Raw genomic sequence first — 26725 nt, 5'->3', positions numbered from 1 at the left:
ATAGTTCATTAATGGTACATAATAACTTTGATTTCAAGAATATCCCAATAGAATTTTAACCTTCCAGAGCATCGGGAAGGTATGGGGGCCAACATTGAAATAAACCAATATGTATAAACCCATTTTCAACCATTTATAAAAAAAACACTTAATTATGAGTATTAAACAGCAAAAAAAAGTATGTATAATCTTCTTGTTGATCGCTTTGATGATGTCCTGTTCAAAGAGCGAAAAGAAGATTGAAGAATCTATCCCGAAAGAGGAGGCCAAAAAAGCGAATGGCAACAATGGACTTTCCGCGACAGGCGATGTTGTTGGACAGATTACCGTTGGATACCAGGGCTGGTTTTCCTGCGCTGGTGATAATTCTCCGATGGGAACACATTGGTGGCACTGGACTGAGGCTTGGCAGCAGACGCCGACTCAGGGTAATTTCCATATTCCTTCTTGGCCTGACAACAGCGAATACCAAAAAAAATACAACACCAATTTACCGGCTTTGGGCAATGGTTCGCCTGCGTCTTTGTTTTCTTCATTTGACGATCAGACCGTCAATGTCCAATTTAAATGGATGAAAGATTACGGGATCCACACGGCGGCATTGCAGCGATTTAATCCCACGGGGATAGAAGGTCCCATTCGTAATGCCATTACGGCTAAAGTTAAAACTGCCGCAGAGCAACATGGTGTGAAATTCTATATCATGTATGATGTGTCAGCCTGGGTTAATATGCAGACTGAGATAAAAAATGATTGGCTAAATCTGATGAAACAATATACTCAGTCTCCTGCCTATGCCAAACAGAACGGCAAGCCTGTGATCGGTATCTGGGGATTCGGTTTTAATGACAATAACCATCCCTGGTCAGCAGCCGTCTGCCTGGAGGTGATTCAGTGGTTTCGCGATCAAGGTTGTTATGTTATGGGCGGTACGCCAACACACTGGAGGTTGGCACAAACAGGAGGAGATTCGAGACAGGGCTATATCGATGTCTACAAATCATTTGATATGTTGTCACCTTGGATGGTAGGCCGCATCGGAACCATTGCAGACGTGGATCATTATGCGCAGCATATCCAAAATGCTGATCTACAGTTTTGCAATTTAAATAACATCGACTATCAGCCCTGTGTATTGCCGGGGTCACTGCAGGAGGGGCAACGAAAACATGGTGATTTTATGTGGCGACAATTCTATAATTTGACCGCGCTTGGTGTCAAGAGTATGTATGTGTCCATGTTTGATGAGTACAACGAATCCAATCAGATAGCAAAGACTGCTGCAACCCAACAGGATGTTCCTGTTGGGCTGGGGATTAAATCCATGGATGAAGATGGGATTCCTTGTTCTTCAGATTATTATCTCCGGATTACAATGGACGGTGGAAAGATGTTAAAAGGACAGATAGTGCTAAGCCCAAATAGACCAACATCCCCTCAATAAGTTAACTTTAACGTACACAATTGGTTTATATAGTTTAATAGTGCGGCCGAATCTTTGTCATGAAGATTCGGTTTTTTTATATTGTTCTATTATCCGATCAGAAAAGGATTTTTCATTTCCAATTCAGACTTTCTTTAGTAACTTTAATCCATTGTAAAGGCTGAACTCATCGTTTATAAAACTTCGCCGAATACGTTGTATAACGTTGATCGGCGAGGTTGTTATGTATCGTCCTTGGTCGCAAGTCCAAGGGTGTTCATCGACCTAAGTAAAGACGATTCTGGGATGGTTTCGTGCTTATATCGATTGTCATGTTTCAAAAAAAAATAAAAAAGATGCTCTTTATAATTTTATTCATTGTGGCGGTAGTCGCCGCAGGTGTGGCCTATTATTTATTCACCAATGGTAACGTTAAAGTAGATATGGCCTTGAAATCAGCTACCCTATATGGATTTAAAGTTAAGGGGCTGGATGGCTCGTCCATCGATTTCGCGCAATTTAAAGGTAAAAAGATACTCGTTGTAAACACCGCTTCTAAATGTGGATTTACACCTCAGTACGAGGGACTTGAACGCTTATATAAAAGATTCAGTGATAAGTTGGTTATTATAGGTTTTCCTTCGAATGATTTTTTAGACCAAGAACCTGGTAAGGATGCCGAAATAGCTGCTTTTTGTCAACGGAATTACGGCGTAACTTTTCCGATGGCAGCAAAGATTGATGTTAAAGGAAAGCGACAGGCGCCTATTTATCAGTGGTTGACCAACAAAAGCTTGAACGGTGTAGAAAGTTCTGCTGTCATGTGGAATTTTCAGAAATATCTAATCGATGAAAATGGCAGGCTTATGAAGCATTTTTCTCCAAAAACAGATCCCGAGGACCCGGCAATTGTAGCGCTGCTCGAGTAAGTAGTTAGATAGTGCTCATTCAACTTTCTTTAAACATTTGAAAGTCCGCGGTAGTGGATGGCTGCAGAATGGGAGAAATTCTTTAATAGAACCGCCAGTTAAATTACTAATGAGTTCATCGATTGATTTGCCAGCTTTTCTAAATCCTGTACCTTTAAAATCTGTTATATAGATATCCAGTTCGCCCGCTGCATCAATTTCATAGTCCCAAAAGAGATAGTAGCCATTGTCGCTGGAAGCGAAGGGAAACAATCGCTTTAAGATTGGCAGCGAACAGTCAGGACCTATTTCAAACCAGATATCATTATTTTTAACATCATCAATATAGGTACTTCTAATTTCATCGGATCTAACAGTTAATGAATCTCCATAGTTGCCCATCGGAATATAGATATGAAATTCACCTAATGCTAACCCGTATCCATAGTTTTTTACAAAGGATTTGTATGATTTAGGAAAAGCTTTTCCATTTGGGAATTTAAAATTCTCGAGAATTGACTGATCCCCAAATTCAGAAGGTGTACCTTCTATTTGTAGATTAAAGGTATTATTTAGCATAACGTTTTTATAAAAATTCGCATATTACGATTCAAAATTTCCTGCCTATTGTTGATTTTTTTGACTTATTTCTTCACCGCCATTTACTTACCTGTAGTACGTTTTCATGCAGTTGTGCCGCTAATGATTTCGCCCGTGCTTTTAAGATCAATTTTCTGCCAGTAATTGTTCGGGTAAAGATTAAATCACAATTCCCTACGTGTGCTTCCCACTGGTTGCTAAAATATTCAGCGAATTGTTTCTTGCGTGCCAACAGTTCCGGAACAGCATGATAATCTTCCTGCTTAACAAAATATGCAAATTTATTTTTCCTGACAATCACATAACGCGGATTATTGATCGGTTCAATAATCTCTAGTAGTGCATTGATAAATACAGATTTGTCGTATGTTGTGCCCCCTTCTAAATGGCAGTAAACGGAACCTGAGCGATCAACTTTCGTCTCCACACGCACTTCGTTTCGATCGGTCCGTATGATATGAGCTTTTATCAAGCTACTTAAGAGCGCGAAACTTACTTGGTTAAGATCTTTGGAAATATCTCGGTATTTCAAATAAAGTTTGAGTGATCTGACCGTATTTCTACCGAAAAGCAGCATTCCGACTGCGGCCAAGCTAGCCATGTAAATATAAAAATCTTTTAGGCTTTGCATATTTTTTAATGTTCTAAAAAATCCCTGCACATTGTCAAGTCCAAAACTAAGCCAAGCAGCGCCCACTGTCGCGAGTACGTTTCTAATTGTTTTGTTGAGATACAATGATTTTACACGTTGATAATCTTGTTCTTCCGCAAAAGGTATCTTGATCTCCTCGACGAGATTCACTCCTTTGCTAAGCGCATCATGCCACCGCTGTCTGAGGTTCTCCCGGTCGGCAGCAAATAGCAGCATTTCCGCATTTTTCCGTGAAATTTCCCCGACGTTGTGTATGTTTTCGGGTAGATCAAAACGGCCTATACCATTTTCGATTTCAGGTTCTTGTCGCAGCGAGACGCCGACAAAACTTTTGAACCGTCGTTTTAATAATTTGAGGTCATCACCACCCGTTGCGGAAGTGGAGTCTGCACATACCAAGTGCCAGATATTTGCCGTTTTGTCCTTATTGCTCTGTTGGGCTCTGATAGCCCGACCACGCATCTGATTGGAAAGTACAAAAGAGCCGACAAAGCTCGCTAAAATCAGTGCATTGATTGCCGGAGCGTCCCAGCCTTCGCCTAGCAATGACTTGGTCCCTAGTAAGACTTCAATTTCTCCAGCTTGGAATAGCTGTGTGACAATGTGAACGATATCGTGTTTAAGACGCTCTGTCTGGTTTATTAAAAGGTAATTTACATCAAAAGGAACAGGGTTCGCAGAGCTGTCATAAATGCCATACTTGGCAGCGGTGGTTTGAAATGCAGCGTAAATGCTCGCCGGAATAATGATCATAGATCCTGTAAGCACAGCGATTTTCTTATTATTCTTATTTTGCCGTCTTAATTTTTCGAAAATAGGTATAACACCTATTTTGTTCAACTCAAGCGTATTGTGGTCGGTGGTTACATAGAATTCTTTTCGGATGAAATCTGAAAGGACTACCAATCGCAGGTCTTTACCCAATTTTTCATATTCAAAATCTACAATCGCTGTAATAGCATCCATTTTACTGATACTGGATGTCAAATATTGTCGAACACGGCTATTTTGGGAAAAATTAACCTGCTTTCTTTCCATAGCACCATGTCTTTGTAATCTATTTACTAGTATGTTTCGATGTTCTGTAAATGCATTGAAATGTGCCTTTTCCTGATAGAGATAAAATTCAAGTAGAATTTCGAGCCATTCATAATCCAGACGAGGTATTTGAAAATCTTTGCCACCGATAATCTCCATATGAAGATCGGGAATTGGAATTTGGTTGGCATGGAGAAAAATTAAGCATGCCGAGTAATATTTTAAGTTATTATAGACCCAGTCGAGATCGCCCATCGGGTTTAGCCATATTGGATGATTTTGAACAGCCTGAAGTATCATTTTGTCACGGCTTATTTCCTTAAATAGCTTAAGCATGCTATCCCTATAATCGGCAATAAACTGTCTTTCCTTTTGGCTAGGATTGGTGAAATAGATATAATCCTGATGTGGACATAGATCACCCTCAATAACAAGTTCGGGGACCGAAATTTCTGCATCTATGGGTCCATTGAGATCCATATAGCGCTGCCATTCTGTTGGAGTGACATCGTAAGGTGGAGTCGCTGTTAGACCAACAACTGTCGGATCCAGCTTTTTCTTGATATAAGTTAACGTATGCCACCACTCATTTTTAAGATGGTGTGCTTCGTCGACGACAATCGTACCGATTTTTTGGGATTTCAATCCTCTTAGGATAAGGTCAAGGTTTGAGCCGAGCTCTGGTGCACCCTGATCATTGCAGGCTGCATGTAGTCCCTGATAGGTTACTACGGTCATAAATTTTGGATTTCGGATGTCTCTAGAGATCCAGTCGGGAACTATATCCATTTGAAGAAAGAGTTCACAGAATCGCTGTATCCATTGGTTACGGATTGCACGTGTCGGTGCGAGAATTAGCGTTGGTTTATTGATGCGGATAGCGACTTCAAGACCTAAAACAGTCTTACCTGAACCAGGAGGAGCCACGACATGTAAATGCCTATCTTTCAGATGCGCCTGTAATTCTTCAAGTACCCGTAGTTGGTACTTGCGCCATGTATATTTGAATTTAATTGCTTTAGGGTATTCAGTCAATAGATTCGAATAATTTAAAATTTATACCATACTTGTCCACAAGATACTAATTTTGGTTGCATTTACTATTCATAGCGAAAGGTTTCAGCTATGAAACAGCATATGCTAATCTAGCAGACTCAATTTTTTTTAGAAAAAGATAAATGTGTTAACCAATTTTTGAACTTATTTATGAATTGCTGGGATTCATTAATAAAGCGCTTTTAAAGTAAGCTCCAACAAATAATAATTCAGCTCCAGCGAATCGTAAACAGCTGAAAGAAGCTTTTTTTTAAACGCTTATTTTAGTGGAAAGAATGGATTTTAACCTTAGGAAGTTTTATGATTGAATCATCTAATCAAACAGAAATGCAGGTTTTTCTTATCGATCACCAATTGATTTTAGAGATTACTGCGATAGCTGTTCTAATGGCAGATGCGCGAAAACTGAAATTTTGTCCCATTATTTACGAACAATATAAGATGAATAGACTATTTCCATTACTGGTTCAGGTAATTTTATTTTCAAATTGTCAGACCGATTTGAAACGTACACCTAATAGGATTAGCGTATCAGAACAGCAAACGGTTTTAGATGCCATGGTCAGTAACATGAGTGCAAGTATAACCGATCTGACTGAAGCGAAACGCGTTCCGGCTAATCAATTTTTATTGACGACGTATTACCCATTAACGTCAGATGAACTCCAAGCTATGGAGACTGCGTCGAAGCGACAAGGTAGCTTCGCTACAGGCTTAGCGGACAGGATACATTGTACACTCACAAAGGCGGTATTAACGAATGAAAAAAACGAAGAAGTAGGTTTGATAGATACCGTTCAAAACCCATTATATTTACAACGTTTCGGTCTGTGGGATTATAATCATCAAACTTGTCAAAATCTAGGCATTACCCTTCAATCTAAACAGTTTTTTTCTGAATTAAAAGGTACTATACAGCTTAAGCTACAAATTGATCAAGTTAGTGAAAGGCAGATGGATATACCTGTTAAAATCAGTATAAACGATAAATAAAGTAACTTTTTTGTGAATGGAACTTTGGAGGCCGAACTTTTGAACGTATTATATGGGGAAAATAGATAGGGGTGACTAAAGAACGTAAAAATTTAGGATCTTTATGACCATATGAAAAATAATACGTCTATGGCGCTGACGGAGCTTTATGATAACTTGTTCAATCATTCCATTGGACAGATCAGTCAAGGAGATATTGAAATTGATCGTCGGATCGATGATCAAGGGGATCGACGCCGCGGTTTGACTTTATTAATAAAACCGAGTGATGAGGTTAAAGGCCAGATAAATCTATTTCAGGATGAGATGAGGAAGATTGATGCGGAGCAATATTATCAACCAATGACAGACCTGCATGTAACAGTACTCTCTATCATTTCATGCTATGAGGGGTTTGACCTAAATCAGGTGCATGTTGCAGATTTTGAGTCTGTTATTGCGGATAGTATCCGGGATGTCCCTAAGACTGAATTCTTATTTAAAGGTATTACTTCATCCCGCCAGGCAGTTATGATACAGGGATTTCCGACTGGCGATGGACTTGATAGGTTGCGTGAGTGTTTACGAAAGAATTTTAGTTCTTCGGGACTGCAGCAAAGTATAGATTCTAGGTATAAATTGACTACTGCACACATGACATCTCTACGCTTTCGGAAAGAATTGCAATCCCCAGCAAAATTTGCAGAGCGATTGGAAGATTTCCGTACGGTTGAATTTGGAGCAATGCCTATAGTGTCACTTGATTTGGTCTACAACGATTGGTACCAAAACAGTAGTATCGTTCAACTATTGAATCGATTTACCCTATGAATCATTGGTTGGGCGGGCAATATTTCACTTTTTCCATAGACAATCCCTGATGAAATTTTGTTTTCTTTATGATGGAATTTTGGAGAAAGTGCACATCACTCCAAAATATGATGTGGATATGTATAACAAACATATTGACATATAATTTAGTTTCTTTGTTGATCAAATTCAGGTTTGCGATCATAACGTATAAGTTGAATTTGTGTAGCAACGTTTAAGGGGCAATTATAATTACTATTCGTCGGGACAGATTTTATATTCGTACATGGTCTGCGAAAAATAACTTGATATCTTTGTAAGAGCCTTTGAAGTCGTTATCTCTTCGAAAGAAAAGTGGATTTTTGAAGTGATTACTGGGTGGAACTATATGGAATCAGAAATAGAATATACCAGCTTATATGAGAAAAATTATTGTCCTGACTCTAATCTTCTTCGCACATATGTGGTGTTTCGGGCAGATAAAAACAGTTAAAACAAATCCACCTTTTCTAAAAATTGAACGACCAAAAGGCCCTGCTGTGCCTTGAGCCTCTGGTAAGTATATAAAAAATTGTGAGAAAGAAAAAAGCAGCAACTCCGAAAATGATTCACTAACCTGTAAAGAAATAAGAAATGGGAAGAATTGTAATAAAGTTCTGGTTGGTTAATATACTGATAAGTGTTTTGCTATTTATCCTTTACCGACTTGTTATTTCAGAAACAAATACGGATTCCTCAGGATTCCTGGAGAGTATCATCGTTATTTTGGACATTATTGTCAATCTGGGTTTTTCAACGATCTATCTTTTCGCAATGACGTTGTGTTCCTTACTATTTTTTCTAAATCACATCGAAAAAATTAGGAGTAATAAAGTATTATCGTTTTTGACATTTTCGGGAATACCAGCGCTTTGCTTGATCTCATTGATTGTTTATATATTAGTAGGTGTCTATCAATATCATATGATTCTTGAGCCACTAAAAATACTATTCATATTTTCAGCTATTTATCTCGCTAGTACCCTTTTGGAATTTATCATATTCAGAAAAGTAATCGGAAAACGGCAAACCAATCTGGAGATTCAGAAATAATAGAGCCTATTTACTTTTCGTCTATGTACTTATTTAATTAAAATTGGATGAGTTCAGGTAACCCGAAAATTTTAATTTTTCTAAGATGTGGTTTGCTTCAGCTTGATCCATATCAGCCGCGAACCTTATGGTTTTAAAACCATATTCAAATCGAATAGTCCCTCTGTTTTTAAACAATTTCAAATCATTCCCACGAGTCCAAAATACGAATTCAAAGGGTTCTTCTTCAACATGAAAATTCTTTACCTCCCGGAGATCGAATATCTTATTTCTAAATAATATATCATTTTTTCTGGCAATGCTGATCTGTTCACGATCTATCACGATAACTTCTTTGCCAATTAGAAACCACAATAACGTTTTAATAACAAATAGGCCTCCCGTAATCCAAAAGATCAACCATATCATTGTAAATAAACAATTAAATCCAAAACCACTATTTCTGTTGTTTAAAAAAAACTCTAGGAGAGAGGAACCGGCCCAATTTAATCCAACAAACCAAGCGGCCAACCATAAAGCAAGGAACAACATAACAGATACATGTTTCTTGGCAGGGATGGTAATATGGTATCCGTTTGAGGTTTGTTCAATGCTTGCAATACCATCGTAAGGTTTTTCCATAGCAATAATTTTTACTAGTTCAAAAATAGGTTAATTTATTTAAGTTTAATGTTTTAAAAATAAGCGAATTAAAAGATAATTTTTAGGGTTATATTCATATTTTCAAAAATAAGATACTTTGTTCTATGTAACAATAAGTTCGTAGCGAACTAATCGGATGACCCGCATCATCTCTATATTTATCGTTTCCACCAATAGTAAAATATGAGGGATAACTTAAAATCGTTGCGAATCCAGTACATAAAAGGTACATCGTACACGTATCGAGCCTTTGTATGATTTCATCAGTTGATTTTTGCTTAGTTTTTTTTATTGTTGTTTTCGATAAAATCCAATGCTTCTTCTAACTGATTTTCATCAAAATATCGCTCTTCTAAAGCCGAGTTAAATAAATGGAGCATCTTGTTTTCAATATTGACTATTGACTTCATGAAATTCGAATTAGATACAACAGCACAACGTCCAATTTTTCCGAAATGCTTAATCCCCCATAATTCGCCTTCGAAAAATCCTTTTAATTTCATGTCTTTAATTACTGACATATTTTTCACCTTAATCAATATGTTTACATGCTCATAACCTTCATTCAATTTTTCTTCGAAAAGTTGTTCTATCAACAGAGCATCAGGTTCTGTAAATGATCCGAGTAATTCCAATGCAAGCGCATTGCCCATAAATTTTTTTATTTGATTAATCATGTTGCTTTTAGTGTTTTATATACCATATGTATAGTAAATTTAAAAAATATGGAACGTAATTGAAATTCAGTTACATACATGAATTAAAGCCCAACTGGGAGCTTACGGATGGGATGATTGGTCACTTTCTGGCATATTTACTTTCCTTTATAAAAAAACGCAGGGGTAGAGCCGCGTGCTCCTGAGCATAATCGATACCGATTCGTGCTGCTTTTCCGATTTGTGCTGGACTGTATTTTAATCCCTGATCTTCAATCCATATACTATCGTCGGTCAAAAAGGCACCATTAAATGAGGAGTCAATTCCCAAAGCTTTGGCCGCAGAACCCGGTCCGTTGGAAAATATGGGTTTTTCGGGCGGCACGGACCTCCGCGATGCCATCACGTCAATTCCAGTCAGCGGCTCAATAGCCCTAATTAGAACGCATTGGGGATCGTCTGCTCCAGAAGTCACAACATTCAACAGATGGTGAATACCAACATAAGTATACATAGGCCACACCACCTTCCTGGTACATCGGCTTAGTTCTCGATGTTCTCTTTCCGTTAAATGCATGGGATGCTTTATCCATAATGCCAAAGTAAGCTTCGGTTTCGACAATTCGACCTGCTGTTACCAGACCATCTTTTTTTGTAAAGAGGACCTTACCTAATAGATCTTCTGCCAGGAATATTGTATTTGTATTTTTATAATAAGATTTAGGTAGTTTATACATCGTTTATACCTCTTAAGTGAATCGTTTATTCTTAATACAATCCTGATATGTACAAGAGAAGCCATTCCATCACTGGCCATGCTGATAATTTTATCCATCATTACATAGCCCCAAATTGTTTGTTATAATATCCTTGTTTACGGAGATTAAATATAGGGAAAATCATCATTTGATAAATTACAAATATTAAACCAAATAAGAACCAGTCTTACCTCATAAGTGGGGCAACTGTTATCTTGTAAGAAATGGGGTACACCAAATTGACCAGGCATTAAAGTTGTTTCCAGTTTCATCCAGAGTGACGAGTTCAAGCTTATCGACATCTTCGATGTCTATAGTAAAAAGATGCTTTTCATTGGGCTTGATATAATGAGAAGAAAGGGTTTTTCCGTTACCTCGGATAATAAATTGAATACCTTCTGGCTTCTGCGCGCCGTCGCGTAATGCTCCTATAATCTTCAATTTCCGCCATTTTTTTTCAAGCTTATATGTATATCGAGAAGGAGCATGCGCATACAATCCTTTGTCATATATCTTACCCATGTTTTCCAGAAAAAACAATTTGTTCGATTCGGCAGTATAATAATTTCGTGCTGGGTTTTCCCAGCCTACAGAAGCTTCTTCCCATGCTGCATCGGAAAGACATATGCTGTCAGTCGTAACGGTTTTAAGGTCGATAGGTTCGCAGTCCAGCGATAATCGATTTAATACGTCTAACTTAGCTTGTTTTTGATTGTCCAGGCTATCGTTTTCTATCACTCTAATCAAATCATTTACAGTTGCCTGACCAAAATTGTTAACGGTTAAAAAATGTCCTTCTTCACTTTGGCTAACCATTTTTCGGCACTCTTTAACTGATCCATTGTCGAATAAAAACAGCATTCTTATTTCATGGGGTATATTGGTTTCCAATGATGCGATATCAATTTCTGCAGAATTTCTTTGATTGACTACAGACGTAAAGCTGTTGCTTAAATACTCCGAGACATGATAAGGGCGGATTAACGCTACAACACCATAGGGTACTTTGTCTGTGCGATAGTGAAGGCTTAGTTTCGTTGTGTTTTCAACCTGTGATAACTTAAAGGATTGTAATAGAAATTCATTTTTACTAAGTAAAGGTTTTGGTCTCTGCGTAAATAGTGGATGACTACTTAATTGAAAAACTGAGGCTCGGGAAAATTTAGATGATTGTAAACCACCCCATTTTTCCTCCTTGTAGTGTCGACTACCATGTTCCCCCATTAAGGATATTGTTTTTGGATTGAACTCATTTGGAAAACCATTATCATGTGGTAATCCGAATAGATGCCCCATTTCATGGGCTATTCCTCCCAAATACCAACTATTGAACTCACCAACAGTACATTCTTTATTTGTTGCAAACATTTCCGTAAACGTCATTTTGTTAGTTGCATCCGTTAGCAACGCTGGGTCTAATAGCTCACAGTCCGCAACCATACAGAGGCCGGATGAAGCGGATCCCCTACCATAATATGGTGAATGAAATATGTAGGTTCCATTTTCATTTTTATGGCTTAATGAAGTAATTACGAGAACATGTTCTGTGTTTGGGTTGATAACTGATGCCAATTTCTCAAAAATTTCTTTTTCTATTTCACTTCCGGAATTTATTGTGTAATCATTTGAGGGTTTTGACCCTTGAACGAGGTGGTAGCGAAACCCTGTATTGTCTGTCTCAAACGGGATGCCATCACTGTGGAAACCAAAACTTTTAAGCTCATTTTTATAATAGCTGGATATATCTTTCAATACTCGAGCGAGACGATTTTTCCAAGTTGAAGACAACTTTGAATCAGCGGGATAAAAATAAACAATCTTAACGGTTTGAAAAGGTGTACTGTTACTTCCTGGGATTGCTCCATGAGCTAATTGATTAAATGTTAACAGTAAAATAATCAACATCTGCTGAAGGAAAATTGGCGTACCATTTTTTTTGATTTTTACAATAGAAGTTTCCATTTAAACGAGTCTTTTAATAGTCCGATTAATCATAGTCGAATAAAAACAGTTTGCTATACATCTTGTTGACTTTATTTAGGTTTAATCCCGGTTGTATACGAGATACACTCTAAGTTAAATAAAATCAATATGATTTTCGTTAATAATATACAGCCAAAAGATTAAATATTCATAAAGAAATAGACATTTTAAATAGATAAAAATTCTCTTTAACGGAACACCATTTTCCATAGCTAGGAGCAGTTTCATTATTACGAATGCAAAGGATTTGAGATTATCTCATTATATTCCCATTGTTTATTTTAAGAAGCCACTCAGGAAATCTAAAAGAATACTTGTCTGGTTCATGAGGCTCACATGGCTCTGTCCTGGAATAATTGCTAACTGAGATTTGGGCATTTTTCCGAAGTCGCCAACTACTAAACCTCCCAACAACTGATACGTTTTTATCAGTTCGATCTTATCCAGACCGTCATTGTCTCCGGCAATTATTAACACGGGTGAGGATATTTTGGCAATATTGGCATCACCCAAATCAAATGGATATTGCGCCAAAGAGATCATCTGCTCTAGAAATTTCGTCCACTTTGTTCTGTCTGGTGCAACCGCATCATAGGCTTGCTGCATCGGACTATTTTCAAACAGTGCTGGTTTCATGTTCTTGAAGGCGTTGTTAATTTGGGGCATCCAACCATTGCTTTTATAGGCTGCTGAAATAATGACCAATTCATTTAAGCGCTCTGGGTACTGAATGGCAAATTGATAGGCCACAGTACCTCCAAAACTATATCCAAGTACAGCGGAATTTTCAATTTTTAGATAATCTAATACTCCGACAACATCATCTGCCAGTATTGCATGATTAAATTTTCGGTCCGAATAAGGAGAATGGCCATGCCCCTGCAATTCGATAGCGATCACTTTTCTGGTTTTAGCTAGTTCAGGTATTAACTGACTCCAATTTGAGCCGATCGTCATAAATGCGCCATGTAACAGTACAATTGGCTTTCCTGTGCCATAAACTTCGTAATATACCTGGGTATTTTTAAGAGGTACCAAGCCTTGGGCTGTGGGTTTGATCTGTTGGCTATGTGATTGCATAACGGTAGTCATGATAATGAGGCAGAGTAATGATTTTAAAAAAATATTGGTTTTCATAAGCGAGTTCATAATAGATTGATATAAAATTTACCTAACAAATATCAGAACGATTCGGTAAGAAGACACTGTGGAAATACGACAAATAAAGGGGCGATTGCGTCAAAATGGAAGTGAAAGATAGGAGTGCGTTAATATTTGGAGGCGGGTTTTCGTATCGTTTGGGCAGTTAAGGTATTATTAAAAAAATACGGGGACGAATATTTAAATATAAGTCCCTGTCTTTGGCTATTATTTCAACTTATCTTTTACACTTTTAGCGTGGTTTAAGTGATTTCTGAGTGTCGGTAAAGTTTTATCTACAAACGCTTTCGGCTCAGCATCTTTGAGGTTTTTACTAGCGTCTTCAAAGAGTTTAATATCCTTTTCGTGATCTTTAACCATATCTTCGATATAAGATTTATCGAAGTCTCCAGGCGACTTTTTGGACAATTCATCCCTCAGATTTAACGCATCGGTACCCAAGCTGGCTGGTAGTGTGATATTTTTTGCCTGTGCAAGCGTCGCAAGTTCATCATTTGCTTTAGAATGATCATTAACCATCATTTCGCCGAACGCTTTAACATCCACATGCTGGCCTTTTTCCTTCGCCAGTTTCCCAAGTTCTACTTCAGCCATGCCCCCGCTTGCTGCTTCAGTAACGAATTTTGCATCGTCTTCACCGACAGCAACCGGCGTTGTTGCAGTATTATTATCGTCTAGGTTTTCTGGCGCCTTTGTTTCGTTGATACTGTCCGCAGTTTTTTTACTGTCGGTATTTGCATTGTCGCAACTTTGGACAGCAAAAATAGAAAATGCAATTGCTAAGGTCAAAAATATTCTTTTCATGATCTTCTGTGTTTTGATTTCTAAATGAACACTAGTCGAATCAGTATCGTTAAAAAAAATGACCGAAGCTACATTGAAGTCTCTTTTAGCTTTAAAAATTTAATGATGATACCCAGCTGACCGAGGTGGTAAAAATCGTGATGGATAAGGCCTGTCAAGAGATATTTGATGTTATGTGGAAAATCAGTATTCGCATATCTATAGGGCTGGTCCAAGAAGGAATCGTCTTTGTCTTTGAGGAAGTGAATAACTTGTTGCTGACTATCCCAGAAATCTTCCAATAGCTTTTTCCAGCCTATTGTCTCCAGTTCGTCATTCGTCCGCCAATTCCTAGCTTCGTTCATTTCGAGCCCCCGTGGATTTCCCTTCAAACGGCTCAGAACCTCCTTTCGCCATTCAATAAGATGTGACATTAGTTCTGCTACACTATGCATTTCTGGGATGGGACGCTTATAAACAGTAGATTCGGTCACTGTAGCTAATTTTTTTTCAAAATTTTCATCGATCCACAGGTCGGTATGCTCCACATCCTTTAATTGCTGAACGATTTCTTTCATTAAAATAGTCTCCATAATAATTTAGTTTTAGAGTCTAAAAATTAAACCTCACTGTATAGGGATTAGTTTTAATTAATTGTATATCAGTTTAAAGTTATAACATTATAATGAAGAATTTCAACTTAGTTCCGCTTGAATTGTTACGATGTTTTTAGCGAACCGGCTAATCGATAGTCTCCCAAGAAAGTGAAAAAGTTTTAGTGAAGACGTTATAGATAGATAAAACTTATTATTTGGTTATAGAAAAAGAAGAATAGCGCTAATATGATCGCTATTCTTCTTTTATAGATCCCTTAGTATCCTGGATTTTGGATCAGGTTGGGTTCGACTTGAAAGCTACTTTCATGGAAAGGCCAGAGGTATTGATGTTTCAAAAATTTTCTGTCTTCAATTTTAAGTACCTCAGATTTTCCGTCTGCACCTTGTCTTATATGACCCAATGCAGGTTGATTGAGGACTGCTTCCGCTGTTTTCCATCTAAGGATATCACTATAGCGCAGGCCTTCACCGGCAAATTCGACCCTTCGCTCATTGCGAACTAAGTCGATCCATTCCTGTTGAGATTTCACGGTTAGATTGACATCTGCTACACTCATGTCAAGTCCCGCACGTTGTCGAATCTGATTGATACAGCTTTTTGCTAATTCATCTACGTTGTTCAACATAATTTTGGCTTCGGCATAGGTCAATAATACTTCGGCATAACGAGCCAAAGGAAAGTGCATATTGCCCCCCGTACGAAAAGCATCAGCTTCGTCTACAAATTTTTTAAACCAATAACCAGATCGGCTGCTTCGTAAGTTTTGATAATAGAACAGACTCTTTGAATCATAAATATCTATTTTCTCTTTGTTGAATAGGTCGCCCTGTCCAAAAATACTAGCGGCATAACGTGGATCGCGATTTAATTTGGGGTTGAGCTCATATTCTTGCTTACTATGTAAGGGGCATTTATCAATGGGCCGCCCCTGTAGTGTCCAATAACTATCAACCAAAGACTTCAAAGGAACAACATAAGATTGTCCATTTCCAGTCTTATATTGTGGCGCAAGATGCTGAAAGGAATTTGTAGCAGAATTATTGTGGCTTTCCATGTCAAATTTGATGATAAATTCCTTATTGGTCTTATCTGCCTGATAATTGAATAAGCTAGCATATTGGGGGTGGAGTTGGTATTTGCCGCTATCCATTATTTCCTTCGCAAGGGTTGCTGCAAGATCATAACGACCATTATAAAGAGCGTATCGCATGACCAATGTTTTGAAGGAGTATTTGTTAAACATATAGGCGTTTGTGGTGCCTTCATTTTCAGGGAGCCTATTTGCAACATCTTGGCTCATTTCAAATAGCTTGGTCAGTATCTCAGCTTTAGGCGTTACTGGAGGTATCGCCTCTTCAAGTGTAACTGGGACTAGGACAAAAGGCACATCGCCCCAAACTTCAGTGATCCTGAAATAATGCCAAATACGTAGTGCCTCTAAGATCGCTTTATATTTTTGTCGTATCGATTCATTTTCTACATAGGGAATGTCAATATTAGCAAGATAAGTATTGATCCGTCCCACATGTTTATTATATAATGTCCAGTAATACTCAGCCAAACGAGCGTTGCTAGTCATATTACCATTGGCAATGATCATATGGTGATCTGTCTCTATTCTAGCATAGGCGTTATCGGTGCGACCATCTAACATATAGAAGAGCAGGCGGCGTTCACCAGGTCCCATGAAAACATCCAAATAACTACTGTAGACTACCCGACGTAAATCTTCTTCAGTATTGAAGAACTCGTCGAAAGATGTTGCGGTAGGATCTCGTTTGTCAAGAAATTTTTCGCAGCTACTCAGCGTTGCTAGCGCAATTATCAAGGTTAAAATTTTCTTTTTCATTAGTATAGTTTTAAAAAATACTTGCACTAAGTCCAACACTGTAGGTTGCCATACGTGGATAATTTCCGTTCCCATCATTTGTTCCAGGACTATCTACATCAATACGTTCGGGATCCAGACCTTCCCATTTCGTGAACGTGAATACATCCTGTGCATTAACATATATTCTAAAATTTTTGATGCTTTTGCCGATTTTAGGAAATGTATAGCCAAGTTGAAGAGACTTGATGCGAAAAAAAGCTGCGTTGCTGAGCCAAACATCACTGAGTAGCGTATTAGGGCTTGGGCCCGTCCATAGACGTGGAAAACGGCTATTTGGATTGCCGGGACTCCAATGGTTTGCTACATATTCAACACGTGGTGCTCCGAGGTCGTTACTGTTTCCATCAACATACACCGGATAGGCTTCTTGTCCGATCAAGCGGCCCGTGCGCTTCCCGATTCCCTGACCCAATGCCGAGAAATCCCAACCTTTATATCGAAAGTCTAGATTTATTGCATAATTATAATGGGGGAGGGGATCTGCCAGGTAGCTTCGGTCCTCATCGTTGATTATACCATCCTGATTTTTATCCACATAGCGGATATCCCCCGGTTTTGAATTTGGCATTTTAGCGGGAGTTGCATCAACTTCCTCTTGGGTTTGGAAATAGCCATCAGACTGGAAGCCATAATAATTGTTGATTGGAACACCTTTGTACCAAATTCGGTTATTATCGCCTTTAAAGATCAATCTGTCATCTTCATCGTAGCCTGCTTTGAGCATTCGATTGCGGTTATCAAAAAGCATTCCACCGAGGGTATACGAAAAATCATCCTTTTTGTCTGACCAGCTTGCTGAAAGCTCCCAACCATTATTTTCCACGGCGCCGATGTTGACAGCAGATTCCAGACTATTTGATCCCGTGAGCGGAGGAACGGCAAATTGATCATAAATAAGGTCGTATGAATTTTTATGATAAAGTTCAGCAGTAAAGGATAGTCTATTTTTAAATGCATTGACATCTAGCCCCAGGTTCCATTGCTTCTGTTTTTCCCAGGAAAACTTTGGATTCGGAACACGTATTGTCCAACCCCAGGTGTTTACAGATTCCTGCCAGAGGTATGGCGCTACATTTTCGTTTCCGATAAGTCCATAGGATGCTCGTATCTTAAGGTTATTGACCGTACCAGACTCGAGAATAGGTTTGAAAAAATGTTCGTTATGCAAGTTCCAGGCAAAAGCTCCCGAAGGAAAAAATCCCCAGCGATGACCAGGAGCAAACTTGCTACTTCCGTCTGAACGTCCGGTTAACTCCAAAATATAGCGGTTGTTAAAAGAATAGTTTAGTTTACCGAAAAAGGAAGCTTTGCTGATTTCTCTAAAATCGGTGAAGGTATAATTCATCACTTCTGACCCTGCCGTTAGATAAATCTTGTCTTTGTGCTGGCGGAGCTCCTTGTTGAAGTTAATCAGCATCCGTGCGGTGAGCTGGCTTTCACTAACACCTTGTGAGGCATTGACATCATTCCCCCAAATTGCTGCCGGAGCGCCATTTTCATCGAAAAACTTGTAGGTCAGTCTTTTTTGTTTATTGGCCGACTTGTTAATCATGTAGGAGACATTTCCCTCGATATTTAGATTGCTGTTGATGTTATATTTTGGACGTAAATTGATGGTACTACGATCATACATATTGTTTTTTGTACCCCCATGTTTTATAGACGCGATTGGATTGATATTGTTATGCAGAATATAGTGTTCGGGAAGTTCAGAATCATAAAAAATTTGTTGCGTTGGGTTCAAGCGCCAAGCCTGTTTATAGAGGCCGTGTCCGTCATCGTTTGCTAGTAAGCGATCTACCTGTAAACGGTGTGCGTAGAAGTCAGCCATTAATACAAATTTATCGGCAATGTTGATATTTGTATTGAAGCGGGCTGAAAACTTCTGAGTACCTTCAATCTTATTGAGGCCATTTTCTTTTATATGGCCGAGCATTAAATTAAAAGTACCGACACCGCCACCACCGGATATACTCGCGTTATTATTAATCGCTGTCGAAGTTCGTTCCATGACTTGATCGAGCCAATTGACCTCCTTTAATTCTCCAGAGGCATATTGGTTGATTGTCTCTTCGGGGTAGATCGCAGCCTGTCCCTGTTGGATTAAGGTCTCGTTCCGTAATTTCATAAAATCGACAGCCCCGACAAATTTTGGAAGATCAATGGGTTTGTTGACAGCAAACCAGTTGTTGGTAACGACTTTAAACTGTCCCGTCTGTCCACGTTCTGTTTCGATGATGATAACGCCATTTGCACCACGGGAGCCATACATGGAGGCTGAAGCGGCATCTTTTAAGACGGTAATGCTTTTAACCTGATTCGGGTCAATGTCATGGATGCTCTGTTCCATTCCGTCGACGATGACTAGGGGGTCTGCATTTTGTAAGGTACTGATTCCGCGAATGGAAATGGTGCCGGGAACACTTCCCGGCATACTGTTTCCGCGCATCATTGTGACTCCTGGGATCGTTCCTGAAAAAGCATCTTGCATTTTAAAAATCGGGCGATTTTTTATTTTCTCCATATCCATTTGTGATACGGAAGATGCAATGTGCTTTTTGTCTACTTCGGAAAAGCCAACGACCACAACTTCATCAAGTCCCACTTCATCAGCGTCCATGATAACATTCAGCTCCGATTTATTGTTAATTGGGATTTCAAGCTGTTTGAATCCAACTGCACTAAAAATCAGGGTTCCTTTTTTGCCATCGGGGAGTGTCAGTTGAAACTCTCCTTTCATATTCGATGAAGTTCCTGTATTGGAGCCTTTTAGCAAGATGCTGACTGCACTCAATAGATTCCCCTTGTTATCATGTACTTTCCCTTTTACGACTTGTTGTTGCAGTTTGGATATGCCGGATGTACTTTGTTCTGGCAGAGAAATATCTTCATTTTTACGTTTGATGACAACAGTGCCACGATGTAACATGTAATAGAAAGTGCTGCTTTTGAAAATTTGATCCAAGGCCTTATCGAGTGATACATTTGTGATTTCAACCGTTGCTTTTTCGTTTTTTAGTAATCCTTCTTTAAAGATAAAATGTATACCAGTCTGTTTGGTAATGCTTTCCAGCACCGTTTCAATCCTGGTATTCTGGGCGTGTAAAGTAATCTGAGCGGAGCTTGAAGCGTAGGCGCCCATCATGGATGTCGCCAATAAGATTCCTGTCAGTTTCATTTTTAATAAATGGTTCAGAGTTTTCCCTTTGTCAACGGGACATAAGATCCCTTTTGAATAAAATAAATTATTCATAAATTGGTATAGAATTAATGGTTTATGATCAGTGTTAATTCAATTTTGATGCAGGAGTATTTGCCGTACTTCTGCATTTTTTATCATATTAATTTAGGTTTTTTTCCTTTTTACATACGAAGTCCTCCTTAAGTAAGTTTATCTGTTCACAATCAGTTTATCATTCTCAATGGTCAGCTTATAACCTGTCAAATCCTTGAGGACATTACAAAGTTCTGCTAGCGTTACATCTCTTTTTATACTACCCTCGTATCGTTCACTATTTAGAGGGATCTTGCAATCGATCTGAATTCCATACCAGCGGCTTAATTCATCAAGTATCTGTTGCATATCCTTATTTTTAAAATAAAAATAACCGTCTTTGAACGCTGTGGCTTCGGCTTTACTGACTAATGGGAAAGTCTTTAGTTTTTTATCCACGATCTCCGTTTCGCTACCGGCGTTCATATAGATTTCGTGCTCTTCGTTGCTCACTTTAAGCTTTCCTTCTGTCAATGATACTTTCGTATTTGCATGATAGGAATTTACATTAAAAGCTGTTCCGATTGCCTGTATATTGATATGATTTGTTTCAACGATAAAGGGCCTATGTGCATCTTTCGCAACTTCAAAATAGGCTTCACCTTTTAGTGTCACTCTTCTCTCTTTTTTATTAAAATTTGTTTTATAGCTGAGCTCAGAGGCAGCATTTACCCATACTTTAGTCCCATCGCTAAGGGTTAATATCATGGTAGATCGTTTGGGAACTATTAAAGTGTTTTTTAGGTTTTCTGTTAAGTTAGATGGGTATATAAGTCGCCCTTCTTTTAATTCGATACCTTGCGCAAAATATTGGTTAGCTTTTTTTTCGGTTAATCGTATTTCTTCTTTCCCCTCAATTTTTAAAATTGCACCTGCTCCTCCGGGAAGAACATCATTTTTATGTCCGTATATCTTGTCAGGAATTAAATAGCTTACAGGTTTTTCGTGCTGTTGTTTTTTCCATAACAGCGTTAGGGCAAGCAGTACAGTAGCTGCAATTCCAATAGCTTTGTACCATGATTTATTTAAGTAGAGGTATTTCTTTCTTGGTTGTAAAATCGTTTCCTTCGCCGTGAATTTACTTTGTGTGATCAGCCATTCTTGGCTTACATCAATCTTGTGAAGATCACATGGAACATAAATATCAGTTTGCGATAGCCGACGACGAATGATATCCTTCGCACCAGGATATTTTTGTAAGAGATTTTTTAATTGATTCCCTTTGTCGGATGCTAACTCACCATCTTTCAAAAGAAGAGCAATCAATTCTGCTAATATTATTTTGTCGGTTTCTATCATAATTCAGAAGCTAAATAACTTGAAGTGTTGAAATGGGTGATTCGTTTATGGAAAAAAGTTAAGGGTTAGTTGTAAGTCGTTGTGTGTTAGAGTGTAAAAAATGTAAAAAGTAGGCTTAAAAATTTTCTTTTTAGCAGGTTTATCGCACGCATACGTTGTGTTTTAACCGTATTTACGGAAACATTGAGTTCCTGTGCGACCTCCTCATACTTCATTCCGTCTAGATAGATTAAACGGCAGATTCGTTGACAACCTTCGGGCAGTTCATTAAGTTCCCGATGAAGAGCTCCAATCAATTCTGCATTTATTAAATTATCCAGGATATCATTGTCATCCGGTTGGTCAGTGTTAAATTGGTTCCGTACACGATCAAATACCACATTTCTCCGCTTGATATTCATTGCTAGATTTTTTACAGAGCTATAAAGGAAGCTTTTAATGACGGGCTCTCCCTTTTGTAGTAAGTCCTGTCTACCCATTAGAACGATAAATGCGTCCTGCACGATGTCTTTTGCAATTTCCTCTGAACCAACCCATGGAAATGCAAATACACTGAGTTGCAGAAAATATTTGTTAAAATAATATTCTGTGGATAACATTTCGTTTGCTTTTTTTCTTAAAATATAGATTTTAAAAGTGAAATAAAGAAAAATATTAGAGATTTTATGTAGGTAAAACTTCTTAAAATTTTGAAGCTTTATAGAGGTGCTATTAAATGCTGTTTTTATTTATAGTTCACTGTAATTTAATATAAATATGATATAACACGAGGTTTGCTGTGTGAACATCTTGGTTTTTCGGAATCTTTCATGTATTGTTTCTATAGATTTTTTTTCAAGGGTAGGTTACTTTACATTGAGGCTTTGTACGCTTTTATTTCCAAGCGATTCGCTCCATAATTCGAGTTATTCAATGATGTGCCCATTGCGAATAGTAACGGATCAGCTACGAATTCTAAGTGACCATTTACAGATATTTAATCATCATTTAAATAATTAAATGTGTCTTTATTTTTACTGCCATATACAAAGGTATGCCATCAAATCATACCATGGTTTAACAAGTAAATTTAAAGACAATGAAAAGATTAATGATGAGTTTGGTAGCAGTGGTTATGCTATCATCAGTTGCTTCGGCTAAGACAGCGGCAACAACAACCAACGGAAATGCACGTGTGAAAACAACTTCCCAGCGCCTGGCCAACAATACGGTTCGGGTTACCGAGGAAACTACGGAAACGAATCCAGCATTCGTACGCTGTAATTTTAAAGTAAGTATATACAGCTGCGACGGCGTTTTGTTAGGTAGCGCAGTCTTCACGGATTATGCATCGTCAGCCAGTGGTTGTGCTAGTTTCTTTGCCGCGATGCATGATTGGGTTGCAAACAACTAATTTTTTATCCATTATCAAAAAAACAAAAGCGGGGCCTTTGCCCCGTCTTTCTAAACTAAATTATCATGCGTAAATATTATATATTCTTTTTATTTCTTTTCCTATCCAGATTATCTTCTGGACAGCGGCTTCATGCGGTATATGAATACATTCCATCAGCCATGAGTACTTTTAAAGAAGATGTCTATTATGATGGAAAGGTGAAGACTGCTGTTCGTGATTCGATGCCGATCCGCAAGCAAGAGCTCAACAAAGATGTCGATGATGAAGTTGCGCCCTCATTTTCGATAACAATCGGTTCTGGCAAACGATATAACAGGGTTGTGATCCATCAAAATAAGGCTGATCAACAGTTGGAGACCCGTTCCATTCAAGGTGTTAACTATTTGGTGACGGACAAGTTTCCGCCATTGGTCTGGAATACCGATTACGCCGATGTAGATACGTTGGGCAAACATGTATGCCATAAAGCAACGGCTTCTTATCGTGGGACTACGCTGGTGGCTTATTATACCAATGATATTCCTGTACCTGTGGGACCATCGAAATTTGGTGGCTTGCCAGGCCTTATCGTGATGCTCTATAACGAAAGTGCAAATCCGAACTACTGGTACTTGAAGGAGGTAAATTATCCCTATACTGGCGATATTCCCTTAAATAATAAATATATCCAGTCGTTGCCCAAGTTGAGTCTGGAAGAGTTTATTAAAAAAGACGACCAATTCAATGAAGAACAAATGCGTATTATGTACAGTAAAATGCCAATGATGGAGGGCGTGAGCGTTGAGAAGCAAAAAGTTAGGGGCAGTGTAGAGCAAGTGTATGAATGGGAACATTAATAAACGGATAGCGGCCTTACTCAGCTTTTGTCTGTTATGTATTGCCGTACGTGGACAGTTTGCTATCCATGGAAGCGTCAGTACTGAGGGAAAACCGTTAGGAGGGGTACGTATTGATCTACGGCGTGATGATGATAACAAAATGCTAGCTTATACGTTTAGCGACGGCCAGGGTAAATATCATGTGCAAACAGCTCAAAGTGGATCATTTACGTTGGTATTCAAGGCGCTGAGCTTTAAACCTGTTTCCCTTTTTATTACACCGACGCAGGCCGATACGCTGATTGATGTACAGTTATCAGCTGGAGGAGTGGAACAATTGCAGGAAGTGATTGTCCACTCCAAAGGGCCTTATCGTCGGGGCAGAGATACCATTGAGCTTGCTGTGAAATCCTTTTTGCAGGGCGACGAGCGTACGGTAGAGGATCTGCTTCGAAAGATTCCCGGCATTCAGGTGGGCACCGATGGTAGCATCAAAATAGGCAATAAAGAAGTGGAAAAAGTGATGGTTGAAGGGGACGATTTTTTTGAAAAGGGCTATCGCCTGCTGACACAAAGCATGTCCGTTCGTCCCTTGGAAAAAATTCAAATATTGCAACGGTATTCTAATAATAAACAGCTGAAAGGTATCGAGAATTCGGACAAAATTGCACTAAATCTGCAGCTTAAGGAGGAAAGTCGGGCACAGTGGCTGGGCTCAGTGGATGCACAGGTAGTTCCTATAGGTCCAAAATATTATCAGGCTAATGCTAACCTGATGAATTTCGGAAAAATGAACAAATATTACTTATTAGGCGCTGCTAACAATAATGGAGTGGATGCCGTAAGCAGTATCAACCACCTGATCCAGTCTGGTTCTCCTGATGAACCAGGTCAGATTGGTGTGGGAATAACAACACCGACTTTGATAGATAATACGCCGAATCTGCCCGGTTTTGATTATAAAAGAACGAATTTCAATAATGATAAGTTGTTGTCCTTGAATACCATTTTAAATCCGACCACACAGTTAAAGATCAAATGGCTGGGTTTTGCAAATCCTACTAAAAAATCATTTTACCGAAATACCGTGCAGAGCTATCATTTGGAGGATATTCAATTTACCAACACCGAAGATTATCAGTTTACCAGAAACATCGATAACTACTTCACGAAACTAGAGCTGCAGTTTGAGCCCAATAAGCGTACGCTGTTGAGCTATTCAGGTACATTAGGTTCTCTACGAAAAAATGATTTGGGCACATTATTGTTTAATGGTGTCCAAAGTGAGGAACTGACCGCAAGTAAAGGATATTTGACCAACCACAATCTGAGTCATAGCTACAAATTTTCGGAGCGGGATGTGCTGGTGAGCTCACTACGTTGGATAAAGCAGCAGTCGCCATTGGACTATAGTATAAATCAATATTATTATGAAAACTTGTTTGGAGGTAAAGATATCCATGCGGTAAGACAACATATCGAAAACAATCTACAGTATCTGGGTGCTACTACACACTATGTAAGCCGAAAGAAAAATGGTGATTTTTTTGAGTTGGCCTTCAATATGGCCTGCCAGCAACAAGAGCTTAACACGGAATTGAAGTTGTTATCAACTCCAGACGAGTTAGACGGGACAGCAGTCTCTCCCTCTGGATTTTCCAATGCTATGGACTTAAAGGTGCTTCAGACGAACCTTATTTCCAAGTATACCTTTAAACAAAATAAATGGGAATTGACACCCCGCTTGCAGGCAGGTCTTGTACAGAACAGGTTGATTGATTTTGGTAAACCCAAATATAAAAATAACCTGTTACTTTCTCCGGGATTATCAGGGAAATGGGCTATCCACCCAAAAGGCCGACTCGAAACAGACCTCTATTTTCAGCAACAGAATACCTCACTCACCGAGCTAGTTCCTCATTATTATACGACAGGGATTCGAAACTTTATTCGAGGAATGGATAATCTAGCGACCTTAAGTAGTTCTGGCGGCACGCTGATGTACACCTATGGCGGTATGACAGATCGTTTTTTTGCGAACCTTTCGGGCGGACATCAGATTCTGTTTGATTATGTGGGTACATCGAGCAGTTTAGATCCCAATTTCAGCCTTGTGCAGCAAGTGTTGCTTAAAAACAAAAAGAGTAGTTATTATAAGGTAGATCTTAACTATTACGTGAAGGCTTTGGGAGGGAATCTTCGATTGGACTTAGGGGCAAATACAGCAGATTACCAAACGGTAGTGGTGGGCGTGGGTAATCGTCAGATCCATACAGACACTTATGATTATGGGCTAACATTTCGAAGTGCATGGAAATCAAGGTTGAATATTTATACAGGTTATGCCTTACAGTCGGTTACCTATCGCTCAGACAGCAAAACTACGCTCAGCAATAGCCGCGGATTTCTGAATGTATTTTTGACTATGGGAAAAAACATTCAGTGTAATCTGAAAAATGAATCTTATCGCTTTGGTAGTTTCCTTGGCCAGGATTCTAAGACCTATTATTTTTCGGACTTCTCCTTAGCTTATGAATTGCGACAGCATAGGGCAAGATTTACTATGACTGCAAAAAATATTTTCAATACTCGCTTTTTCAGAAATGCTGAATTGACAGACCTTTATAATACCAGCACCGAATATAAACTTTTGCCGGGTTATATCAGTTTTGGAGTAGACTATAGCTTCTGACGTTTTTATTACGAAACCAGAGAAATATAAGCTTACCCTCGCGGATAAAAAGCTACTGGGATAGCCAACGCAAACACTGCTATTTGATTAGGAGTTAATTTCATCTGAAATTAGATGGTCAATATCGTTATACAGCTTTCAAGAAACTGACCAAAAACTTGAGCTGAAGAAAATCATAGACTTCGCTAAAAACAATGTGAGTT

Annotated in this window: 20 protein-coding genes and 1 pseudogene; 8 read left to right on the top strand and 13 right to left on the bottom strand. The window is 38.7% G+C overall.

Translation table 11 applies throughout. The features are described from left to right. The first annotated feature begins 154 nt into the window (after positions 1–154). Together OK025_RS23460 and OK025_RS23455 are read left to right on the top strand one after the other, a co-directional pair. Positions 155–1444, top strand: a complete 1290-nt coding sequence (locus OK025_RS23460; RefSeq protein WP_317667169.1) for a glycoside hydrolase family 71/99-like protein — start codon at positions 155–157, stop codon at positions 1442–1444. A gap of 335 nt (positions 1445–1779) precedes the next feature. Next, the gene (locus OK025_RS23455; protein WP_317667167.1) at positions 1780–2352 is read left to right on the top strand and encodes a glutathione peroxidase; all 573 of its coding nucleotides are present in this window, start codon (positions 1780–1782) and stop codon (positions 2350–2352) included. Positions 2353–2367: 15 nt separating this feature from the next. Here the strand turns inward: OK025_RS23455 and OK025_RS23450 are convergent, their stop codons facing one another. Both OK025_RS23450 and OK025_RS23445 read right to left on the bottom strand, forming a co-directional pair. Then, a complete protein-coding gene (locus tag OK025_RS23450; protein ID WP_317667166.1) occupies positions 2368–2910 on the bottom strand; it encodes an SMI1/KNR4 family protein in 543 nt (180 codons plus the stop codon). A 73-nt stretch (positions 2911–2983) separates the two neighbouring features. Continuing rightward, positions 2984–5656 carry a DEAD/DEAH box helicase family protein gene (locus tag OK025_RS23445; protein ID WP_317667165.1) on the bottom strand — a complete coding sequence of 891 codons (2673 nt, stop codon included), beginning with the start codon at positions 5654–5656 and terminating at the stop codon, positions 2984–2986. 321 nt (positions 5657–5977) lie between these two features. Here OK025_RS23445 and OK025_RS23440 point away from each other — a divergent pair, with 321 nt between their 5' ends. The 3 genes from OK025_RS23440 (at position 5978) to OK025_RS23430 (ending at position 8551) form a co-directional block, all read left to right on the top strand. Next, complete coding sequence (locus tag OK025_RS23440; protein WP_317667164.1) at positions 5978–6670, top strand: hypothetical protein; 693 nt, start codon at positions 5978–5980, stop codon at positions 6668–6670. Between the two features lie 111 nt (positions 6671–6781). Continuing rightward, entirely contained in the window at positions 6782–7480 is a 699-nt protein-coding gene (locus OK025_RS23435; RefSeq protein ID WP_317667162.1) for a mutarotase, read from the top strand. Between the two features lie 612 nt (positions 7481–8092). After that, positions 8093–8551: a hypothetical protein gene (locus OK025_RS23430; protein WP_317667161.1), complete on the top strand. Its 459-nt coding sequence runs from the start codon at positions 8093–8095 to the stop codon at positions 8549–8551. 33 nt (positions 8552–8584) lie between these two features. Here the strand turns inward: OK025_RS23430 and OK025_RS23425 are convergent, their stop codons facing one another. The 11 genes and pseudogenes from OK025_RS23425 to OK025_RS23375 form a co-directional block, all read right to left on the bottom strand. After that, complete coding sequence (locus OK025_RS23425) at positions 8585–9172, bottom strand: hypothetical protein (RefSeq protein ID WP_317667160.1); 588 nt, start codon at positions 9170–9172, stop codon at positions 8585–8587. A 299-nt stretch (positions 9173–9471) separates the two neighbouring features. Beyond that, complete coding sequence (locus OK025_RS23420) at positions 9472–9870, bottom strand: STAS/SEC14 domain-containing protein (RefSeq protein WP_317667158.1); 399 nt, start codon at positions 9868–9870, stop codon at positions 9472–9474. Positions 9871–9991: 121 nt separating this feature from the next. Beyond that, positions 9992–10586 (bottom strand): annotated as a pseudogene (locus tag OK025_RS23415) (DNA-3-methyladenine glycosylase). Positions 10587–10817: 231 nt separating this feature from the next. Then, positions 10818–12569, bottom strand: a complete 1752-nt coding sequence (locus tag OK025_RS23410; protein ID WP_317667157.1) for an NPCBM/NEW2 domain-containing protein — start codon at positions 12567–12569, stop codon at positions 10818–10820. 297 nt (positions 12570–12866) lie between these two features. Continuing rightward, on the bottom strand, positions 12867–13727 hold the full coding sequence (locus OK025_RS23405) for an alpha/beta hydrolase (protein WP_317667155.1): 861 nt from the start codon (positions 13725–13727) through the stop codon (positions 12867–12869). Between the two features lie 231 nt (positions 13728–13958). Then, positions 13959–14555, bottom strand: coding sequence for a DUF4142 domain-containing protein (locus OK025_RS23400; protein ID WP_317667154.1), 597 nt, complete (start codon positions 14553–14555; stop codon positions 13959–13961). 68 nt (positions 14556–14623) lie between these two features. Further along, entirely contained in the window at positions 14624–15127 is a 504-nt protein-coding gene (locus OK025_RS23395; protein ID WP_317667152.1) for a DinB family protein, read from the bottom strand. Positions 15128–15405: 278 nt separating this feature from the next. After that, positions 15406–17001: a RagB/SusD family nutrient uptake outer membrane protein gene (locus OK025_RS23390; protein WP_317667151.1), complete on the bottom strand. Its 1596-nt coding sequence runs from the start codon at positions 16999–17001 to the stop codon at positions 15406–15408. Between the two features lie 10 nt (positions 17002–17011). After that, positions 17012–20221: a SusC/RagA family TonB-linked outer membrane protein gene (locus tag OK025_RS23385; RefSeq protein WP_317667150.1), complete on the bottom strand. Its 3210-nt coding sequence runs from the start codon at positions 20219–20221 to the stop codon at positions 17012–17014. Positions 20222–20434: 213 nt separating this feature from the next. Then, positions 20435–21616 carry a FecR family protein gene (locus OK025_RS23380; RefSeq protein WP_317667149.1) on the bottom strand — a complete coding sequence of 394 codons (1182 nt, stop codon included), beginning with the start codon at positions 21614–21616 and terminating at the stop codon, positions 20435–20437. A gap of 86 nt (positions 21617–21702) precedes the next feature. Then, on the bottom strand, positions 21703–22215 hold the full coding sequence (locus OK025_RS23375) for a sigma-70 family RNA polymerase sigma factor (RefSeq protein ID WP_317667148.1): 513 nt from the start codon (positions 22213–22215) through the stop codon (positions 21703–21705). Between the two features lie 479 nt (positions 22216–22694). On the opposite strand from OK025_RS23375, the gene OK025_RS23370 reads away from it, so the two are divergent. The 3 genes from OK025_RS23370 to OK025_RS23360 all read left to right on the top strand — a co-directional run bounded on the left by OK025_RS23370 (position 22695) and on the right by OK025_RS23360 (position 26522). After that, positions 22695–23009, top strand: a complete 315-nt coding sequence (locus tag OK025_RS23370; RefSeq protein WP_317667147.1) for a hypothetical protein — start codon at positions 22695–22697, stop codon at positions 23007–23009. Between the two features lie 65 nt (positions 23010–23074). Beyond that, positions 23075–23848, top strand: coding sequence for a GLPGLI family protein (locus OK025_RS23365; protein ID WP_317667146.1), 774 nt, complete (start codon positions 23075–23077; stop codon positions 23846–23848). Continuing rightward, positions 23832–26522 (top strand): hypothetical protein, encoded by a 2691-nt coding sequence (locus OK025_RS23360; RefSeq protein WP_317667145.1) that lies wholly within the window; start codon positions 23832–23834, stop codon positions 26520–26522. Before OK025_RS23365 ends, OK025_RS23360 begins: the two co-directional genes overlap by 17 nt. Positions 26523–26725 lie beyond the last annotated feature (203 nt).

Origin of the sequence: Sphingobacterium sp. UGAL515B_05 (assembly GCF_033097525.1) — a bacterium.
Taxonomy (GTDB): Bacteria; Bacteroidota; Bacteroidia; order Sphingobacteriales; family Sphingobacteriaceae; genus Sphingobacterium.
The sequence above is the reverse complement of the archived record's forward strand: the minus strand, read 5'-3'. Positions and strand labels throughout refer to the sequence as shown.

Bases quoted from the DNA above. Each gene is read 5' to 3' on its own strand.
- OK025_RS23460 (WP_317667169.1), top strand. From the start codon at position 155: ATGAGTATTAAACAGCAAAAAAAAGTATGTATAATCTTCTTGTTGATC.
- OK025_RS23455 (WP_317667167.1), top strand. From the start codon at position 1,780: ATGCTCTTTATAATTTTATTCATTGTGGCGGTAGTCGCCGCAGGTGTG.
- OK025_RS23450 (WP_317667166.1), bottom strand. From the start codon at position 2,910: ATGCTAAATAATACCTTTAATCTACAAATAGAAGGTACACCTTCTGAA.
- OK025_RS23440 (WP_317667164.1), top strand. From the start codon at position 5,978: ATGATTGAATCATCTAATCAAACAGAAATGCAGGTTTTTCTTATCGAT.
- OK025_RS23435 (WP_317667162.1), top strand. From the start codon at position 6,782: ATGAAAAATAATACGTCTATGGCGCTGACGGAGCTTTATGATAACTTG.
- OK025_RS23430 (WP_317667161.1), top strand. From the start codon at position 8,093: ATGGGAAGAATTGTAATAAAGTTCTGGTTGGTTAATATACTGATAAGT.
- OK025_RS23425 (WP_317667160.1), bottom strand. From the start codon at position 9,172: ATGGAAAAACCTTACGATGGTATTGCAAGCATTGAACAAACCTCAAAC.
- OK025_RS23420 (WP_317667158.1), bottom strand. From the start codon at position 9,870: ATGATTAATCAAATAAAAAAATTTATGGGCAATGCGCTTGCATTGGAA.
- OK025_RS23410 (WP_317667157.1), bottom strand. From the start codon at position 12,569: ATGGAAACTTCTATTGTAAAAATCAAAAAAAATGGTACGCCAATTTTC.
- OK025_RS23405 (WP_317667155.1), bottom strand. From the start codon at position 13,727: ATGAAAACCAATATTTTTTTAAAATCATTACTCTGCCTCATTATCATG.
- OK025_RS23400 (WP_317667154.1), bottom strand. From the start codon at position 14,555: ATGAAAAGAATATTTTTGACCTTAGCAATTGCATTTTCTATTTTTGCT.
- OK025_RS23395 (WP_317667152.1), bottom strand. From the start codon at position 15,127: ATGGAGACTATTTTAATGAAAGAAATCGTTCAGCAATTAAAGGATGTG.
- OK025_RS23390 (WP_317667151.1), bottom strand. From the start codon at position 17,001: ATGAAAAAGAAAATTTTAACCTTGATAATTGCGCTAGCAACGCTGAGT.
- OK025_RS23385 (WP_317667150.1), bottom strand. From the start codon at position 20,221: ATGAAACTGACAGGAATCTTATTGGCGACATCCATGATGGGCGCCTAC.
- OK025_RS23380 (WP_317667149.1), bottom strand. From the start codon at position 21,616: ATGATAGAAACCGACAAAATAATATTAGCAGAATTGATTGCTCTTCTT.
- OK025_RS23375 (WP_317667148.1), bottom strand. From the start codon at position 22,215: ATGTTATCCACAGAATATTATTTTAACAAATATTTTCTGCAACTCAGT.
- OK025_RS23370 (WP_317667147.1), top strand. From the start codon at position 22,695: ATGAAAAGATTAATGATGAGTTTGGTAGCAGTGGTTATGCTATCATCA.
- OK025_RS23365 (WP_317667146.1), top strand. From the start codon at position 23,075: ATGCGTAAATATTATATATTCTTTTTATTTCTTTTCCTATCCAGATTA.
- OK025_RS23360 (WP_317667145.1), top strand. From the start codon at position 23,832: ATGAATGGGAACATTAATAAACGGATAGCGGCCTTACTCAGCTTTTGT.